The 17,809-nt window shown below is 55.1% G+C and carries 14 protein-coding genes; 4 read left to right on the top strand and 10 right to left on the bottom strand.

From position 1 onward, the window contains the following. Positions 1–67 precede the first annotated feature (67 nt). Positions 68–751 (bottom strand): GntR family transcriptional regulator, encoded by a 684-nt coding sequence (locus C5O79_RS04280; protein WP_122474506.1) that lies wholly within the window; start codon positions 749–751, stop codon positions 68–70. 393 nt (positions 752–1,144) lie between these two features. Between C5O79_RS04280 and C5O79_RS04275 the strand changes: the two genes are divergently transcribed. Then, a complete protein-coding gene (locus tag C5O79_RS04275; RefSeq protein ID WP_047850625.1) occupies positions 1,145–1,915 on the top strand; it encodes a response regulator transcription factor in 771 nt (256 codons plus the stop codon). Between the two features lie 675 nt (positions 1,916–2,590). On the opposite strand, the gene C5O79_RS04270 is transcribed toward C5O79_RS04275, so the two are convergent. The 4 genes from C5O79_RS04270 to C5O79_RS04255 form a co-directional block, all read right to left on the bottom strand. Then, on the bottom strand, positions 2,591–3,847 hold the full coding sequence (locus C5O79_RS04270) for a hypothetical protein (protein WP_131931189.1): 1,257 nt from the start codon (positions 3,845–3,847) through the stop codon (positions 2,591–2,593). Between the two features lie 87 nt (positions 3,848–3,934). Beyond that, positions 3,935–5,005, bottom strand: a complete 1,071-nt coding sequence (locus C5O79_RS04265) for a hypothetical protein (RefSeq protein WP_122473616.1) — start codon at positions 5,003–5,005, stop codon at positions 3,935–3,937. A 57-nt stretch (positions 5,006–5,062) separates the two neighbouring features. Next, positions 5,063–5,320, bottom strand: coding sequence for a hypothetical protein (locus C5O79_RS04260; RefSeq protein WP_131931187.1), 258 nt, complete (start codon positions 5,318–5,320; stop codon positions 5,063–5,065). After that, on the bottom strand, positions 5,320–6,255 hold the full coding sequence (locus tag C5O79_RS04255) for a phospholipase D-like domain-containing protein (RefSeq protein ID WP_122473617.1): 936 nt from the start codon (positions 6,253–6,255) through the stop codon (positions 5,320–5,322). The genes C5O79_RS04260 and C5O79_RS04255 overlap by 1 nt, the downstream gene beginning before the upstream one ends. Positions 6,256–7,056: 801 nt before the next feature. On the opposite strand from C5O79_RS04255, the gene C5O79_RS04250 reads away from it, so the two are divergent. Continuing rightward, on the top strand, positions 7,057–7,665 hold the full coding sequence (locus C5O79_RS04250; RefSeq protein ID WP_122473618.1) for an HAD family hydrolase: 609 nt from the start codon (positions 7,057–7,059) through the stop codon (positions 7,663–7,665). A gap of 2,112 nt (positions 7,666–9,777) precedes the next feature. Here the strand turns inward: C5O79_RS04250 and C5O79_RS04235 are convergent. The 5 genes from C5O79_RS04235 to C5O79_RS04220 all read right to left on the bottom strand — a co-directional run bounded on the left by C5O79_RS04235 (position 9,778) and on the right by C5O79_RS04220 (position 13,811). Beyond that, positions 9,778–10,638, bottom strand: a complete 861-nt coding sequence (locus C5O79_RS04235) for a TniB family NTP-binding protein (protein WP_122473621.1) — start codon at positions 10,636–10,638, stop codon at positions 9,778–9,780. 11 nt (positions 10,639–10,649) lie between these two features. Beyond that, positions 10,650–11,807 carry a hypothetical protein gene (locus tag C5O79_RS38490; protein WP_240687899.1) on the bottom strand — a complete coding sequence of 386 codons (1,158 nt, stop codon included), beginning with the start codon at positions 11,805–11,807 and terminating at the stop codon, positions 10,650–10,652. Between the two features lie 119 nt (positions 11,808–11,926). After that, positions 11,927–12,607: a hypothetical protein gene (locus tag C5O79_RS38485; RefSeq protein WP_236862311.1), complete on the bottom strand. Its 681-nt coding sequence runs from the start codon at positions 12,605–12,607 to the stop codon at positions 11,927–11,929. Beyond that, positions 12,588–13,223 (bottom strand): TnsA endonuclease N-terminal domain-containing protein, encoded by a 636-nt coding sequence (locus C5O79_RS04225; RefSeq protein ID WP_122473622.1) that lies wholly within the window; start codon positions 13,221–13,223, stop codon positions 12,588–12,590. The genes C5O79_RS38485 and C5O79_RS04225 overlap by 20 nt, the downstream gene beginning before the upstream one ends. A 180-nt stretch (positions 13,224–13,403) precedes the next feature. Continuing rightward, positions 13,404–13,811, bottom strand: coding sequence for a helix-turn-helix transcriptional regulator (locus C5O79_RS04220; protein ID WP_122474507.1), 408 nt, complete (start codon positions 13,809–13,811; stop codon positions 13,404–13,406). 371 nt (positions 13,812–14,182) lie between these two features. Between C5O79_RS04220 and C5O79_RS04215 the strand changes: the two genes are divergently transcribed. Together C5O79_RS04215 and C5O79_RS04210 are read left to right on the top strand one after the other, a co-directional pair. Continuing rightward, on the top strand, positions 14,183–15,985 hold the full coding sequence (locus tag C5O79_RS04215; protein WP_122473623.1) for an AAA family ATPase: 1,803 nt from the start codon (positions 14,183–14,185) through the stop codon (positions 15,983–15,985). Positions 15,986–15,987: 2 nt separating this feature from the next. Continuing rightward, positions 15,988–17,769 (top strand): ATP-dependent helicase, encoded by a 1,782-nt coding sequence (locus C5O79_RS04210; protein WP_122473624.1) that lies wholly within the window; start codon positions 15,988–15,990, stop codon positions 17,767–17,769. The last annotated feature ends 40 nt before the right edge of the window (positions 17,770–17,809 follow it).

Genomic DNA, 17,809 nt, shown 5'->3' with positions numbered 1-17,809 from the left:
ATGTGGCGCATCAAAACACGCGGCGCAGCCTTCGGTTGATGTCGCAAATCGAAGCCGAAAAGTACGATCAGGCCGATGCTCGCGAGCGATGCGGCTCAAAGTCACGCGTAAAGCAGTCGCGTGTAAATGCGTCGATATAGTCCATCATCATGTCGGATGCGCGTCCGGCTTCCTGTTCGTCACCGTCAGCGACTGCACGCGCGACTCTCGTGTGCTGTAGGCTTGCTGTCGGCAAATCATTCAGCTGCTTGTGATGCATGAAATAGAAGCGCCGCGACAGCGCATGTAACGGTGCAATAGCCTCGGCGGCGAAGCGGTTCCGAGAAAACTGCGCGATGAGCTGATTGGCGGTATAGACGCATCGCAAATAGGCAACGACGTCTCGGGATTCGCCTGCCGCATCGAGTTTTTCGGCGATTTCGCGGATCTGCTCGCGCTCCTCGGGCAATGCCCGCCGTGCAGCGCGTTGTGCAACGAGACGTTCGAGTTCACGACGTGTTTCGAGCACGAGCAACTGATCGTGAATGTTTGGGACGGTGATCATGATGCCGTGTCGCGGAACGATCTGAAGGAGATGCGAAGCGGCCAATCGTTGTGCGGCCTCGCGAACCGGCGTTCTCCCCATATTCAGCTTTTCTGCGAGCGATGCCTCGGACCAGACGCTGCCGGGCGCAAGCTCGAGCGTGACGATGAGTTCTTCGAGATTCTGGTGAGCCTGTTCGGCAAGGGTGTTACCCGTTAGTCCGTTCATGTGCGTAAGTAATCGCTGCAGGAATATCACTAACATATTAGTCCGGTCATCCCCTGTTTTCAACACGAGGTAAAAGGGGCAAGTTCAAGGAACGGGTTTACCCCTCTTTGATCTTCGGCAGGCGATTCGATATTCTACTGATATGTTAGTAACATCTAAGTGACATGCCTGAGTGGGCCATGTTGCGCCGCGGTGAACCTCCCGGCTCGTCGACAGCTAGTCAGGGTTCGAAGGTTGCGTGGTGATGGGGTTGTGAGGTTGGTGTCGAGGTGAGATTGATTTCAATCGATCGGCAGCGGTTAAAAATAAGACGTCAAGTTTGTACAAGTGTATGCAGGCGATCGATTTGGAGTGCGATGTAAATCATTCGGGTCGACGAAGGCTGGGGGTGTTATGAGTATCTTGTTGGTGGAAGGGGATCCGGGTCAGGCGTCAGCGTTTGAAATGGCGCTGCGAGGGGCGAATCGGGAAATTTCCCGGGTGTGCGATAGCGCGCGAGCCGTCCAGTTTCTTAAAAGGGAGATGGTTGAACTCATCGTGCTCGATTGGCGGATTCCGGACGCCAACGGCCTGAATTTATTGCACTGGATTCGGGCTAACGTCGGAGATGAGCCGGCCGTCTTGTTCCTGGCTGCGAGAACGCTTGAAGCAGATGTCGCGGCCGCGCTGGATGCAGGCGCCGACGAGTACATCGGCAAGCCGTTTCGCGAGATCGAGTTGGCCGCTCGCGTCAATGCGCTGTTGCGCCGAAAGGGCACCAACAAAAGACTCGATAGCAGGGTCGAGGTCGGGCCGTATGTACTGAATCCGCTTGCGCGCACCATCGCACTGCACGGAAAAATCATTGATTTGACGGCAAAGGAGTTCGCGCTGGCAAATTTCCTGTTCAATAACATCGGGAGCGTGCTTTCCCGGGATTCATTGTCGACGCTGGCGTGGGGGCGGGCGCTGGATGGAACGTCGCGGAGTCTCGACACCCACATCTACCGGCTTCGACAAAAACTGGCGCTCCGTCCGGAAAACGGGCTTCAACTGTGTGCGGTGTATACGCATGGCTACCGGCTCGACGCGGTCGACGAATGTTCGGCGGTGGAGAATTTTGCGGTTCCTGGCCAGGTGTCGCCGCGTGCCGTTTCCGAGAGTCCGGCGCCCGCGCTGCTGTGAAAGTTCCGGGAAGTTCGTCCGGGCCACGGGGGGCGAGGGTGCTGCCGCGCCCACATCGTGAGCGTCATGGAGTGTCCGTACCCCATTTAATTTGCTTGGGTGCACCTTGATGCACGGGATTTCCCTGAGGTACCCCGGCCGCCGGGGGATATCCGTGACGACGGCTCGAGGAAGCGGCTCAGGGCATCTTCTTGGTTCCCTCCGAGGCACGGGCGTGCGTCTTGCTAAGTTATTGTTTTTGCCGGATATGTTGTCGATTTTCCTACCTCATTCAGGACGACTCGAGCACGGGCCCAAGTGAGCGAGGCTCAAGGTTGAGCGAGCCTCGCGGGCCCGATGTCGAGGTTCATTCAAGATTGAACCGCTCATGTCGATGCTGCAAGGCTTTCCGGGGGAACTGCTCAGCCAAGTCTGAACCGGAGATTCATCTATCTTTGAACTTTCTTGAGTTTGGTTCATTTAACTTTGAACTTTCTGGCGCGTGGTCGCCGTGATGCTCGTCAGTTCACGAGGTAGTCGCGTAGTCGGCCAATTCTAGCCGCTCCCGCATTTGCTGAAACCGTCAGGTCCACTATGCAGGCCAGCGTGCGACTCTTTGGGCTGGCGTAACCCACTCGTCAAACGAGTGTTTGCCATGCTTCGCGACGAGCCGCCTAGCGATCTCAGAGGAAGGCGCTAGATGTATTCAATCGAGATAACCTCGATACAATTGAGCACGATTGTTGAGTCCTTCAGGATGCGCTGGTCCGTCAAAAAGAGATAACCGCGATCTAAAACGGCATTTTTAAAGCGATTCCAGTTGTCGGTAGACTGTGAGATTCCGGATGAGCCCTTAACGTGAGGGACTCCGGGTTCAAAGGGGTCGTGCAGTGTGATGTACGTTTTGTTATCGCTCCTTTTTAGACTTGCGTAGCATATCTTACTGGTCTTGTGATTTTGATCCGTAATTGAATTGTCGAATTCGTGGAGCGACGCAGGGAATTTGAATAGTATCAGACACGCACTATCTTTGCCGCCTTCGATGCCAATCGTCGTTAGTGCCAGTTTTGATTCTGCAATGCGGCTCCTTCTGATTGGTCGGTCTTCGGGTAGCCCCGTGAGGCGAATCGTCTTGTCGCCAATGACAATTTCCCGATTTTCCGGGTACATTTTTGGATTTTGTGCTGCTTGGCGAATATTGTGAGAGATGTGATCTATCTTTGAAATGCCGGCGTCAAACTGGAATTCGGTTGAATTTGAAGTTATTTCTCTCGCTCCGATGGTATTGGCGAGAAATTGAACTACTCGTCGTTTACCGTCTTCTGAAGGGTTGATGAGGTCAAGGGTGATGAAGCAAAATGATTTAATGACAAGCATGTGACAAAAATATAGCTCTACTCCTAAATCGAGCTCCGGGATACGTATATCGCAGGCGCGCAGGTCGCGAGGCGTCTTCCATTTTCCTTCGACCCAGGACCGTTTCATTGCTACCCCTAGAAATAGAAGACTGTCGGGCCGAGATTCCTTTCCGAGCATGTAGCCACGCAAATGAAGTAGATGCCGACTGATTCCGCCGAATCCCCTTTGGGCGTTAAAGGTTACCTTTAAAACCCATCTGAGTAACAAATCGAAGTCAAATCTGATTGTACGGGCGTCGACCAGTACCCGAGCGAAATATCTTTGGTAAAGTGTCTTTGCGTAGCTGTCGAGGCGGCTTAACGGGCCGGTATTGCAGGGAATACAGGTATCTCTGACGACTGCGTCGGAATCGAAATAGCCATCAGCGGAGTTCGAATAAAAAATTCCTCGCGCGTCGCTCGCCTTAAGCAAAAAATCGGGGAAAACGTGCTCTCGTGATTTTTTTCCCGGCTTTTGACAGTAGATGCAGTCGGCCATGATATTTAAAAAATGGTTAAGTGTGCGGTGACTGGAGGGGTGTCCTTCCCTGCTCATCTGCCGTGGCGCCGCGTTCTGGGTAATGCTGACCTAAACGTATTAAAGTTAATTGAATCCTATTGATCGAAGGAGATTTGCGAGCTGTTAGATTACGCCATACGCAAGGCGTGTGGCTTTCTCGTGAGAGATGAAATTCGGATCACTCCTTGCAGCGCGCGCGAGATTTGCAATGCGCTCCATCTCGGCGATCTCAAAGTGAAAATTCTTATCACCATCCCAGAGGACGAATTTTTTGTAATGTTGAGTTGGGAGGCTGATGCGACGCGGTCCGGCTTCATACTGCGGGTGACGCGTTCCAGATCGCGTCGCTGCAGTAACCAAATCAAAAAAATCGTTGATAATGGGTGGCGAGGACAGTGACAAAAGCATTGGACAAATATCACCAAAATCCAGAATTGCGCTTAAGCGCTGATTCATGACCGTGAATGAAAGTGTGAGGCCGTCTAACTCTAAAGGGTTGAGCTGCCTCATGTTTCCCAAAGTCGGGGAGTCGTTATTCGCGTCAGTAACCGGCTTACCCTCAGCTCGCCAAAAAGCACGGATCGCGAGCGTAAGCAGTGTTGAAAGATGAGGTTTTAGTGCTCGATTCAGTAGATCGTCGGGTAACGCGGGCTCTTCCCCATTGAAATAGCCTTGGATCGGCCGCGTGAGCCATTCCGCGTAGGTGGCACCCGGCCATTCGGGTAAGCCGGCGGCCACTCTATCGATGCCCTCGAGTAGAGGTTCGTCCTCGCGCAGGTCAAGTTTTGAGCGGTAGTAGCGGTCGGATGGAAGCTCCTGTGTGCCAAGGTGGTGCGTTCTGGCGCTCAGCAACGCTTTTGTAGCATTCAGGATCTCCACCAGGAGGGATCTTGTGACAAACGATCGGTCTGGGCGCAGATAGGCTCCGTGGGCCATTCTCGCGAGGAATTCCCACTCCTCGCGCGTCAGCGTATCGTCGCGATAGTAACGATCACGGAGAACAAGCAATGCTGCCCGGGGCTCCTCTGGCAGGGAGCGAAATGTCTCGGTCGCACGTCGATCGGCCTCAACACCCAGTTCCAGCAGACGGCGCGCGACTTCGGCGGATGAAGATTCTTGCCGGCGTTGTTTAATCGATTCCAATGCGGCCGCCAATGACTCGCTCAGGCGCATGGTAAAAAGTTGCTTTTTCATCTATGTATTCGCATTTTGTAAGCGCATGTCAACTATGCGATTACGATGCGCTCTTTGTCAAGTGCCAGATGTATGCGACGAGCGGAAGGTCAGGCGGCGGATGTAGGTTGCGAATACGATGGAAAGCATGCCGTTTTGAACATCGACCGTTTGTGGCCGATGTCGATCCCAGAATAGTCGTGGCGCATATTCCTGGTCTTTCGCCTGCGCCGATACGTTGCGGCCGATTGCCGTTTTCTCACACGCGCGACAGAAAACCCAGCGCTGGCGTTGGCACATGAGAAGTGCGCCCGCGATCCCGATGCTCGCGTTCATTAGTAGGTGCGCCCGCAGCGATCCAGCAAGATCTCGCCGATTCCATGGTCATCCTCATAGACGTCTGGAATAGTCTTGCGGTAGCAGGGATGACGCCATAGCATGCTAATTGCCCATTCGGGGTCCGCGCCGTACTTCAGGTTGTAGCCCTCATTCAGCATTGCAACGTATCCCACAGCGTGGGCGGATTTGTTGAATGTCCCTAGGAAAGCGCCTTCCATTTTTCTATCAATGTCACGCTCAATCTCGTAGTCGTGCAGCATTTTTTCACGTGAGTAGTCGAGGTCGTCGTCGTAATGGTCTTCGCGGAGCAGTCCAATGTCGGTGTGCAGTGACTGCATGAACTCACGGCCGATGAGCCGGACGTGCAGATTCTCGCAAACGGAGTAGAGCGAAATCTCGGATTCCGCATAGATACCCGTCTCGCGACCAAGAATGCCAATATGGAACGCGTTCCTGCGGCAGACGGTATTCCCCCGCGGCTCGTCGCATTGGATGTAAGGTAGCTTCGGAAGATCGAAATAATGCTTCTTTAGGTCTTCAAACTCGTGGAGGTAGCTCTTGACTAGCCGGAAATCGTTTTCAATGACGACGATGTTTTCGAAATGCTTGGGCGCCGTTCGTGACCAGTTGAAGCTGCCCGTGATGACCACGGCTTCGTCGATAACGCAGAATTTGTTGTGCATGATTGCCTGACCCGGCATCCTAACGGGGAAGCAGGCGATTCCGGGGGGCGCGGTCATGTACCTAGAATTGCTGGCGTCAGCGTTGTACATCAGTTCCACCTTCACACCCCGAGATGCGAGGCGGCTCAGGACGTGGCTGTGCTTCTCCCAGTTGATCCATGCGACACACACGCGGAGGGAGCTCTGGGCCTTCGCCAGCTCTATCCAGATGTGGTTATCGATATTGTCGAAGAAGGCGCGCGCTCGCATGCGGTGTGATTCCGGTGTGATTGGTTCGCAGGCTCGGCGGCGCTGCGATCCTTGTTCTGGGGATGATGGTCGTCACGAGGATGCTAGGTCGCAGACGTTGCATGGACTGTCGGCGTTCTGCGCACTGTCGTCACGGAAGAAGGTGATCAAGCGCTTCCAGACCGATAGCGTCTCGTAGATTACATGGGCGAAATGCCTCCAGTTCATATCCAGACGTTCCGTGGATTTGACGAATCTCACAATTCGTTGCGCTATGATTTCGCCGCCCCCGATTATCGCTGCTTTGCTCGCGCTCCACTTGTGAGGGAAGAATGTCGAGCAGATTGCCGTGCCCTGAGTGCACGTTGATACTCTTGGCGTCCACTAGTCCCAATGTCATATACCATTCGCTGCGTTATAACGGCATTTTATGCAGCCTCTTTAGCCCCGTCTAAGCGCTTGCTCTCGATCTACGTGGGCACTAGGCGGGGATATGTGTTTGCGGACACGACTATTTCGCGAGCGCTTCTAGTGTGGGAGTCCAGATCAGGTACGAGACAATATTTGGAGGGAAGAGCAGCTTGTTGAAGGGCGTGTACCTATACTTTGCAAAGGTGACGCCGGCGCAGATTATCAAATCTGTCCCCGGACCAGTGAGGTTGGGCGAACGCGGAACGCTTTCTGAGGCCTCATGTCGGTGATGTCAGCTGCTAGCTGCAGCAATAATCGTGCATCCTCGTTTGCCGGGAGGCGCTTCGAACATCGACTGTCCGCAGCGCAATATGTTTCGCCTACTGGGCGCAGCCAATAGTGAAGAGCTCTATGAAAGCGGTCGTATTCGATGCATTCGGAACGTTATGCGAACTGCACTACAAGACGCGGCCGTTCACCGAGCTTGCACGCCTGTGTTCGAACCGCAGGAACATGCTCGAAGCGGTAATGACGCGACCTTTGGGGCTCTCCGCGGCCGCAGGCGAGTTTGCTCCGGCAGCAATAGATCTCGAGTCCCTGGAAGCGGATTTGAACCTAGAACTCGATAGCATGCGTCTTTTTTCAGATGCAATGATGGTCCTCGGAAGACTGCGCGACGCAGGCATCAAAATTGGGATCGTATCGAATCTTGCCGAACCGTACGCGCAACGATTGCTGGATATCCTGCCCGTCCACGCAGAGCACGCGTGGTCATTTGAGGTCGGGTGTCTGAAACCCGACCCTCGCATCTTTTCGGTGATCTGCGCGAAAATCGGAGTTTCGCCGAGTGAGGCCGTCATGGTTGGCGACACTTTTTCTGCCGACTACTTGGGAGCTACCGCGTTCGGCATGCGGGCTATCCATCTTGATCGCGCTGGACAATCATCTATTTCGGTGCCGACCATCAACACATTGGACGAACTCGTCGGCCTCTTGGGACTGTCTTCAACGAACGGCTGAAAACTTCGGGTAGCAAACGATTTCGAAACGGAATAAGCATCTCAAGTCATCGCCTGTCAACAGAACGAACCTCCTTCGACCGTCCGCGGCGTGCCTTGGCTCGGTGCACGCGCATCAGAATTTTGCGCATCGGCGCGACTTTAGCCGAAGTGACGAACCGGTTGCACGATTGGGGCGCTTGCAGGGCAGACAATGAATTTGCGTCCGGCGTTTATCCAGACCGAGATCCGGTTCAGACAAGATTTTGCAGCTGAAATACTGATATGTTTTGATTTCGTAGCTACCCGTTCTATTCTATTTCGTTTGCATTTCATCGAGATCCGGCAACTTTGGCACGCCGCATTCGCGGGCACGATACGGCTAAATGAATGGATGCCGTTTCATCGACGAAGATGCCTCCTGTCGCGTTTTTTGGGGAAAAATCGAAATTTCGGTGCCGCTCGCGAGTTACCCCTTCCGTGTGCTTCAACGTGACCTAAGCCCATCAGCGTTACTAAGTAATGCAGAGGGAGTTCGTTTGGGTTCCCCTTGATGAAGCAGCGGCCAAGCAGGAAGGCGCTTGCAAGAGCCCGTTGCGTTTTCGTTAAGGCTGCGGTTTCCTCATCTGCTATGTGGTTTACCGGATGCAAAGTGAGGTCGGCAGCACAATTCGAGCAGCATCTCAGGTCGGGTCCGTAGAAGCGCCGCGGTGGACGCAGAGCCGGAAACGGCGAAAGGCACGTAGCGCATCGATAGCACATTCGAACGTGGTGTTCCGGGCAGATATTCCAGTCGGAAAACCTCCAGCTAACTCGCAGGAAAGGAACTTCGTCCCCGGCGAGACATTGTGGACAGAACCTGTACGCTGGCTGTCGCTGATCGTCGCGTAACAGGATGCCGCGGTATCGCTTTTCGCTCACGTGCTGATAAATCCCTGCAAGATGATCAACGCAGGCTTCAGAGACATTTGTTCCCTGTACCAGGGTTGAATACACGTGCGGAGTAAGGTCGACATCGGGATCTCCTACATGCCGAATCCCCATGGAGCGCAGGAGCGTCCGAGTGCTGACGGCATGCATTAGGCTCAATCGCTGAAGCCACGATGAAGGTGACTCCCCTGAGATCGGATCTGGAGCGAGCAATAAAGAGTTGGAGGTCGTCGACATACTCACTCCTCGAATAGAGATAGTTGTACGGGTGCATCGCGACGCGGCTTGCGAATGCTCGTGGGCCGTGACGAAATCTTCTCGACAATCGACAAGATCAGTCTGTGTTCTGCTAGCGTGACGGTATCGTCAAAAATCGATTTTAGATGCGGGAGCCAGTGGCTTCGGCGTATCTCCCGTCGTTCGGTTCGCAATGTCTGGATTTCCCGATACGCGTTATCTGCTATCCGCATAACTTCAAGTGACGTCGGGAATGAGCTTAGGCTCCGTGGCCTGCACACGGCGCAAGGGGCATCAAGGCTACCGATTGTCCACACGAGTCTCACGAATACATCCGGAGTAACGTCATCGAAGATGCTGAGCGCGCCGTCTGTGGATGAGCGGAGCCGAAAATTCGCACTACAAAGAAGGCATTCGAGCTGTCTGCAGATGGCAATGGCCCCCTTTAGGGCTGGTTGATGGCTGCGAATCGAGTCGTAGAATTCTTGACCACATTCACAAACTAGCAAGCTCCGGCGACGCCACGAAATTGGTCTGCCGCACGCACATCGGTCGACAAGGCAGATTTCATGTTTCGTGCAGCAACACATCATGGTTAGAGACCACGAGGCCAATGCGCGGCGATCTTCGTGCAGACAAAGCGGGCATATCTGGGGGCACGTCTGGCGTAGATGTTTGGGCCGTAAAAACGTCTGGTCGAGATAATCAGCGGTTGTTATCCCGTCCTCAAATTGGCGTCGTACGAGTGCCCGCGCGATGAGCTGGGGAGTACCACCAAACATAAAAGCCAGTGCTTGTGTGGCTTTGTACGGCAAGTAACAGTGGCCCGGGGATGCCAGCGCTGTGGCGAGTAGATGAAAGGACAGTGCATTCGCGTCGCACATCCGCAATGCGTAGCCCACACCGTCCTCGTCAGGAAATATGTCGTCCGGAAAAGGATACGGATGCGTGTTGTCGTACGGGAAGTTCACTGGAACGGATTCTCTCGAGTCGACGCCGGTCCAAAAATTCGAAGAAATGCAGCGGCCAAATGCCCTTTGTTGACCGCAGTTGCGCCATCATCAATTGCGATCATCACCGATTCCAGGACGAGCCCCTTGAGGGCTCTGAATACACCCTGGCTGGCCATATATAGCTCCCGCGAGTAATCGTTGCGAAGAGGCGCTAGATCGACGCTGTCACAGTTGTCTGCATAAGCCTTCAGCACGCCCTTCCATTCGGTGTCGTGCTTGAAGGGCATGAGGCGGAATGTTCCCGAAATCCGGGTACTTATTTGCGGATCGGCCGTTGCCAGCGCGGAGAGGTCCTCGGTGCCGGTTAAAAGGACGGGTTTTTCGGTCAACGTCATATAACGTTTGAGCCAGTCGTTGATTGCTCGTCTTACGCCTTCTTTGCCACAGAGGAATACATGCTGGTATTCGTCGAGTGCGGTGAGTTGTATTTTTCTTCGAGCGACAGCCTCGACGAGAACGTTGTTGACGGTTGCATTTGTACTCACGGACACCTTTATTGGGATAGGGTATTTGAAGCACTTGAGCAGTTCGGACTGGACATGGGCGACAGTCGGTGCTTCTTTCAAAGCGGCGACCAGCACGGACTGGGTGTTCAGAAACGGCCAGCCGCAAGCGTTTCTCATCAGAAGATCGATCAGCAATGACTTCCCGCATCCACTGGGTGCGATTAGGCACATGCCGATCGGCGATCCCAGATCGTTGCCGAGTTGAATGACCCGTCCGATGCCGTCGAGTGCTTGAACAAAGCTCGAATGATTGACGACGATCTGATGGAGTGCCCTACGCGCATTCAATGCTCTTTCACTGTACGTCATAGCTAAGCGGTTCAGGTCTCTTCGAGCCGGAAGGTGTCGAATGTTGGAATTGAGCGATTTGAATAGCTCAAGTCTTCGTCCGCTATTAGCCTGTCCGGTTGGTCATGGGGTACCGCGCTAGATCGCGGGTCGAGTACATCGACCGAGTTCTTGTTTCGCGAGCCGACGAAGTCACGGTTCATCTTGAGTCTTCTGCCGGAGCGAACCGCGTTGGCCCATTGCTCCTGGAGCTGAAGTTTTGCATTCCGTAATACTGTATCGGCATTGGTCAGCCTCAGTCGTTCTCTGGCAGCTGCTCGTATTAAACGGTGCTGAGTTAGCGTAAGCCCAAGAGCGTATTCACGATCTTTAGCGGGTACCTTAATCCACGTGCTGTCGCGCGGATCTTGCACGAATATGTGGCCGAGATCGTAGGGTTCTATCTTGCATGTGGCCTTGAACTTCGTTCCAATTGCTTGCCGCAACCGGCGAAGATCTTCGCCACTGTACTGGAGCCATTCGAAGACGATTCCAGAATGATCCACGGTTGCTGTTTTCGTCAGCCCCGCAAGTATGTCCAAACTCGAAAATTGATCTACGAATGCGGGGGCGGGGCAACGGACAAGGCCCTCCAGAAAGAGGTCGATTGGCCGCTCGACCTTCCGATCATTTACCGCAAATGGGTGTACGTCTACCACCCACTTCAGAATGCATGCGCAGAGATCGTTGAACGTGACGCATGCCGACTTCCTTGGGTCAATGGGGTCGGGATGTCGCCCGGGGCGCTGCGGGCGCCCTGGTACGGGCAGTTGGCGACAGGTCTCCAGAATCTGGCGTTCAACTACGGCCTTGAACCACGGTTGCCGAACTGGACAATATTCGATGTCCATACAGAGCTCAATTCCCATCTGCTTGAACTGGTCTGAGTGGCAGGCGCGCGCGTTGTCGACAACGAGTGTTTCCCACAGACCATGTGCGTGCCATGGGTTGGTGAGCCCGGCGGCTGCGACCAGAGATTCTTTCGGCTGAATGGCAACCTTTATGGCCCGCAGGATACGAGCGAGGGACTCGCCTTCGAACGAAATGTAGAAGCCGGTGATATAGCCACTATAGGCGCACACGAGAAGTGTGATGGTGGGACGTCCGAGAGGAATGCCAAGGTCGTCGTCTATCACCCATAGGTCGAGCAACGTGTGGTCGAGTTCAACGCGTTCAAGTGGGCGTGTCGCGTACTTGCCGTGTGTTGAGAAACGCCATTTCGCGCGCGCATGCACCGGGCCAAGACGAGCGCGGTCGCGATCGTATGGGGTTACTTCGTACGCGATCCTGCGGATGGTTGACAGACTGACGCGCGCCTCCGATTCAGCGATTCGTCGGCCCGCTCCAGCTCTACTTGAACATTGTCGTGGACTGATGCAAGCGTTCGTCCGTCGCGTACGAAATACAGGCGTCGCAATTGTGCTTGAATGATTGCGCGGACTTCGTCCGAAATGCGTGTGCGCCGCCGCCGATGCGCGTTTCGTGTTACCAGGCTGGCGGCGCTTTCCCCCGCACGCTCGTAGAGCCGCATCCACCGCATTACCGTGGACGGCCTCGGGGGGCTGCTATCGTTGATTTGCTCCGCTATCGATAGGATGGCTTTCGAAATTCGCTCGCGCTGGCCCTTGCTGATCCCCAGCTTTCGTAATGCTCTGACGTAGTCGGAAGCCCGGAGATAGGCGGCCTTGTGAGCGTCCTTGAGCGAATCCGTGCAGAATATCTGGTCCTTGGAGTACGGTATCGGGGCAGCAGCTTGGCCGGCATTGGACCGAATTACTCTCACGTCACCGGAAGCAATCTGGTGTGTGAGCTTGGCAAGGCTCACGTGCCGAAACTTACCCGTCGATTGGTGCTCAAGCTGTACAGATTTTTCATCAGGGAGTCGATGAACCTCCCAAAGCGCAGCGCCAATTTGAAGCACAAGACCGCGTTCAAGCGTGTAGATTGCCATGCTCGCCTCCAATTGGATATACGGGTTGGGAGGGGTTGAAGTCGAGCATTGGGTTTATGCGCAGGCACCGTCGACCTATCAGATGGAGAATTGTTGAGACCGTCACGCCGGCGGTCGAAGCCAGTGACCCTATGGGCATTCCATCGAGGTGTTGCCCTGCGATGCGAAGTGCTTCGTCAACCAAAGGGCGGGGCAGGTGACTTCGGGCGTGTCGGAGGAGGATGGCCGCCCTATCGTGTCGCCGGTGTGCACGAATGACTTTTTCGGTAGCAACCAGGAATTCGTACCCTGCTGCTTGAAGGACTTTCTTTGCTTCCTGCAGAGTGCATGCGTTTTCTCGGCTTTGGGCACGCTCTTCGGGTTTTACTTCAACGACTAGCCGAAGTTTGCTGCCGGTCAGCAGAAAGTCGGGCGTGTATCTGCGGGAACCACTCAGTTCGATTGAAAATGGCTGGTGTGAAATCGAAGAGACCCTGAGGTCGAGCAAAGCGACTCGAACAAAATCTCGCTCAAGCAAGCTTTCGTACTCGATTGGTGACTGCTGGAGCCACGGGCAGGCGATGAAGCCGACTCTTCGATAGGGAGACGGTGTAACGACCCGTCTGGCATTGGTCATGGTTTTCTCCAAGCAAAAGAGATACCTACTCCCACGTCGGGAAGTGCTTGAAGAGGACTTGACACTGTCGCAAGCGACGCCGATACTGAGCTTGTCTAGGGCGTGTATCGAAAGATGCTCGCGGCGCCGTCTTGTCCTCCGGGATTGGGCGGCGTTTTTATTTGTGCATGGCGTATCTCCTTACGCCGCACGTTGCGCGGGTTCCGGCGCCACGGCGGTTTTCGGTTGTTGAGCGCGGTCTAGCAGACTAAGAACTTCGTATAGCGCCCGTGCGTCCGCTTGTGTCAGTCTCGGGATGACGTCGGACAATTTGGCGCAGACATCGTATGCAAAAGCGGGCGTGCCAGGTGGTGGGAAATCGTAACGCTGCGAGCGGCGGAAGGCTTCACGCAGATCAGTCGCGCCGGCTCTATCCAGCCCGAGCGCCGCTATCGTTCGCTCGACCAGTTCCATGTCCTTCGGAAGCTTGGAGCCACATTCGATAGCGGAGACGTAGCTTTGACGGTAGCCAATGCGGGCAGCGAATTCGCCCTGCGCTAGGCCATATGCCGCGCGTATGGCCCGCAACTGAAGTGCGAATGGTGTCATTGCGCCCTCGCTCCAGAATTTCATCTAGCGTAGAAAAAAAGTTTTCTCATTTCAAGAGAAAATGAGCCGGCAATGACGGCCCGTTGTATAACAACCGCTATACTTTTTGGAGTGTTCCGCTTGATTTTTAGGCGATTTTTCTCTGGTTGATGTGGTGGCAATGATTTGCGGGGTATAGCATCAAATTTCCGCCGTGGAGCGAACGCAAAGAGATCCGGCTCCGCTCGTCATTGAGCGGGACAGCGACGCAGTCGACCTGCATACGGATCATTCGCATCATCTGACAGGGAGCCTATGGCTGTCTGCGGACCGCGCGTTCGGGAATGTCATAGCTGGGCGCCAAACGTGCAATCTCGGATCGGGGATGACGAATGAAAATTGTGCGGTTGTCTATCTCAAACTTTCGAGGCATCAAGTCCGCGAATCTACTGTTCGACGGGCACACGCTGATGGTGGGGCCAAACAATGTCGGCAAGAGCACCATTTGCGAAGCGTTGGATCTTGTGCTCGGGCCAGACCGTCTCAACCGCTTTCCCGCGATTGACGAGTTCGACTTCTACAATGCGAGTTACCTAGCTCCAGTTGGTGAGATGGGGGCTGAGAGCGTGCCCCTTCCCCTACGGATCGAGACCGTCTTGGTTGACCTGAGTGCTGAGGTTGATGCGAAGTGCGGCGGCCACATTGAGTTTTGGCATGTGGAGGATCAGCGCCTGCTGGGTCGTGGGGAAGTGGCAGTAGCTAACCCTCCTACCGCAGTGCCATGCCTGCGGTTGGAAACCGTGGGTAGATACGACCCGGACGAGGACGAGTTCGAGGTGCGCACGTTCTTCTCACATAGCCCGGACGCGGAGCCAGGAGCGTTAACGCCGGTTCCGAGGCCAATCAAACGACTTTTCGGCTTTCTATACCTGCGAACCCTACGCACCGGGTCGCGCGCTCTCAGCCTCGAACGAGGCTCGTTGCTCGATATCATTCTGAGGGCGAAAGGGGTGAGAACGCGGCTTTGGGAGCGGACCATTGAAAGCTTGCGTGGACTCGACATTGAGGCCGACGCAGGGGAAATCGCTCCGGTGTTGCGATCGATTGAGCGGCGGCTTTCTCGCTATATCGCGCTCGAGGCGCCGGGCAATGCGACCCGACTTCATGTTTCCGAGCTTACGCGCGAGCACCTGCGTAAGACGATGTCGTTTTTCTTGGCGATATCAGCCGATCAAGGCCATGTCCCTTTCGCACATGCGGGCACCGGAACAATCAATACCCTAGTGCTCGCATTGCTTTCGTTTATCGCTGACCTCAAGCCAGATACAGTGATCTTCGCTATGGAGGAACCGGAGATAGCGGTATCGCCGCACACACAGCGACGCATCGCCAACTACTTGCTTACCAAGACCACCCAGACGTTTGTGACCTCGCACTCGCCGTTTGTAATCGAGCGATTCGAGCCGACTCAGACCATGCTTCTTTCGCGCAACGCGGGCGAGGTCAGCTCGAGGAAAGTCTCAGAGGCTACGGGACTCAAGGATAACGAATTCAAGCGCTATGCACGGTGGGGCCTGTCAGAGTGCATGCTCGGCAAGGCGGCAATCGTCGTCGAAGGTTTGACTGAGTTGCATGCGTTGCCAGTCGCTGCCAGGCGCATGGAAGAGCAAAATCCCGAGCTGCAACCTCTGGATATTGCCGGCGCCGCGTTTTTCAACTCTGACGGCGATGGTAATGGCCCGAAGTTTGGCAAGTTCTTTAAAGCGTTGGGGCTCAAAACCATTGCTTTCTACGATCACAAGGCTGTGCGGCCGGAGGAACAAAAAGCGAGCTACGCAGAGGTCTTCGAGATTAATTGCGAGCATGCTCACAAAGGCTTCGAAGACCTAGTAGCTACAGAGATGCCTGCTGACAGGTTGTGGAGCTTTCTTTCGGCGATCAAGGCCAGTGGAGAAGCGGGAAAGGTGGGCATCTCGGTCGAGCGCCCGAGCGACGATGAGGTGCGTGTGACGGCCAAGAAGGCGCTCGCGAGCAACAAGGGCGCCGGCTGGGCTGCGCGGCTGTTCGAGGAGTGCGAATTCGGCGAGTTGCCTCCCACGGTCGTTAGCTTTCTGAATTCCGTGTTCGCTCTGTTCCCGCCTCCGCCTCCGATTGGCGACGAAGCTGGTCCCGCAAAGCCGGAATTGTTCACCTGAGCATGGAGCAAATCTGCCAGCTTCGGGAAGCCGTGTTGGCGTGCGACGGGCACGCCCTGGTGCTTGGCGGTCCCGGCAGCGGCAAAACGACCATTGCACTACGCAAGGCGGTCAAGCGGATCAAGGAAGGGATGGCGCCGGGGCAGTCGGCCCTATTCCTGAGCTTTTCACGCGCCGCTGTCTCGCGCATCGTCGATGCCGCCAAGCTGGAGGTGGACAAGGACGAGCGAAACAAACTCTCGATCCAGACCTTCCATTCGTTCTTCTGGGAAATCCTCAAAACTCACGCTTACCTTCTCGGTGCGCCTCGCAAGCTATCGATTCTGCTGCCGCAGGACGAAAAGGCCCTCAGCGGAGGGATCGACGAAGAGGACGAAGGCTGGGCACAATGGGTACTTGAGCGCGAACGGCTGTTCATGCAAGAAGGGCGGATCGCGTTTGAACTATTCGCCCCCAAAGCGGCTGAGTTGTTGGCAACGAGTTCGTACCTGTTGAGGTCGATCGGACAACGCTATCCAATCATCATAGTTGACGAGGCTCAAGACACCGGCCCGCATGCTTGGCGGTGCGTGGACATGCTGGCGCCTTACACGCAGATCATTTGCCTAGCCGACCTCGATCAACAGATATTCGACTTCCTCCCAGGCGTAGGCCCCGAACGAATCGACGCCATCCGCGAGGCTCTACAACCAATGGAAGTGGACCTTGGGTCACAGAATCACCGCAGCCCGGATTCGGAGATTCTGACTTTTGGCAACGACATCCTGAACGGGGTTGTTCGAGGTGCACCCTATAAGGGAGTTTCAACACTTCGATACCGTCCCGAAAATCCTCCACCCAATTGGAATCACCTGCTGCGAAGGGCGCTCCGCGAAGTGATTCAGTCAATTAAGACCACGACGGATAGGCCCATTGAAACCATCGCGATTCTTGTGCCGAACAATCGAAGCGCGTTGAAGATGTCTAATGCGCTCAACGCTCTAGGTTCGAACGAAGGCAAGCCCGTAAAGCATAAGCTTCTCTTCGACGAGGCGCAGGCCCTTCTTTCCGCCCGAATTGCGGCGTTTTTGCTCGAGCCTAAAGCCGCGGCAAACACCGAGGCCGACCTGGCTACGTGCCTTGAAATGATGGCCGCAGCAAAGCGCTCCACTGGGAAGGGCCACACGGCGGTCAACAAGCTTCTTGAGCAGGCGAGAAAGATTCGATCGGGCAAAGCGCTGACGGTGAACCTCGCAAAGGCCATCCGAAAACTGTTCGAAGACCTCCGAACGAATGGCTTCTCAGGCGATCCATCGAAGGACTGGATCTATGTCAAACACGCGCTTCGCAACAGCGGGCAAGCAGAGCTGGAGAGTGTGGCGAGCCAGCTCGACTTTCTGGTAGCGTTTCAACGAGGCAGTCGGATCTCGGCCGGCTTAGCGGCCGAGTGGCTGCGTGACGGGGCCTACACGAATGCACGCGCGGCTTTGGATTTGGCGTTAGCGCAGGAGCAAATCGTCGATGGCGCGGAACCTCCAACCGGCCTGCTCGTGATGAATATCCACAAGGCCAAGGGAAAGCAGTTCGACGGTGTGATTGTTGTCAGAGAGGCTCGCCGAACCGATGCGGGCGTCGATTCGTCATTCATATGGAGGGGTGATGAGCCGCCCTATCCCAAGAGCAGGAAAGTCTTACGGGTCGGGGTGACCCGCGCACGCGACCATGTGATCGTTCTCGACCCGCTGTGGCCGGTATGTCCAATGCTGAAAGGGCACAAGCTCGCGAGAGCGGACTCGAAGGAATAGTTGAGTGTAAATATGCCACAACGTGCCGTATCGTTCCAGA

Source organism: Burkholderia sp. SRS-25, assembly GCF_004343765.1.
Classification (GTDB): Bacteria; Pseudomonadota; Gammaproteobacteria; order Burkholderiales; family Burkholderiaceae; genus Burkholderia; species Burkholderia contaminans.
Note: the sequence above shows the minus strand (reverse complement) of the source record. Positions and strands in the feature narration are given on the sequence as shown.

Coding starts and splice junctions, on each gene's coding strand:
- C5O79_RS04280 (WP_122474506.1), bottom strand. CDS start 751: ATGAACGGACTAACGGGTAACACCCTTGCCGAACAGGCTCACCAGAAT.
- C5O79_RS04275 (WP_047850625.1), top strand. CDS start 1,145: ATGAGTATCTTGTTGGTGGAAGGGGATCCGGGTCAGGCGTCAGCGTTT.
- C5O79_RS04270 (WP_131931189.1), bottom strand. CDS start 3,847: ATGAGCAGGGAAGGACACCCCTCCAGTCACCGCACACTTAACCATTTT.
- C5O79_RS04265 (WP_122473616.1), bottom strand. CDS start 5,005: ATGAAAAAGCAACTTTTTACCATGCGCCTGAGCGAGTCATTGGCGGCC.
- C5O79_RS04260 (WP_131931187.1), bottom strand. CDS start 5,320: ATGAACGCGAGCATCGGGATCGCGGGCGCACTTCTCATGTGCCAACGC.
- C5O79_RS04255 (WP_122473617.1), bottom strand. CDS start 6,255: ATGCGAGCGCGCGCCTTCTTCGACAATATCGATAACCACATCTGGATA.
- C5O79_RS04250 (WP_122473618.1), top strand. CDS start 7,057: ATGAAAGCGGTCGTATTCGATGCATTCGGAACGTTATGCGAACTGCAC.
- C5O79_RS04235 (WP_122473621.1), bottom strand. CDS start 10,638: ATGACGTACAGTGAAAGAGCATTGAATGCGCGTAGGGCACTCCATCAG.
- C5O79_RS38485 (WP_236862311.1), bottom strand. CDS start 12,607: ATGGCAATCTACACGCTTGAACGCGGTCTTGTGCTTCAAATTGGCGCT.
- C5O79_RS04225 (WP_122473622.1), bottom strand. CDS start 13,223: ATGACCAATGCCAGACGGGTCGTTACACCGTCTCCCTATCGAAGAGTC.
- C5O79_RS04220 (WP_122474507.1), bottom strand. CDS start 13,811: ATGACACCATTCGCACTTCAGTTGCGGGCCATACGCGCGGCATATGGC.
- C5O79_RS04215 (WP_122473623.1), top strand. CDS start 14,183: ATGAAAATTGTGCGGTTGTCTATCTCAAACTTTCGAGGCATCAAGTCC.
- C5O79_RS04210 (WP_122473624.1), top strand. CDS start 15,988: ATGGAGCAAATCTGCCAGCTTCGGGAAGCCGTGTTGGCGTGCGACGGG.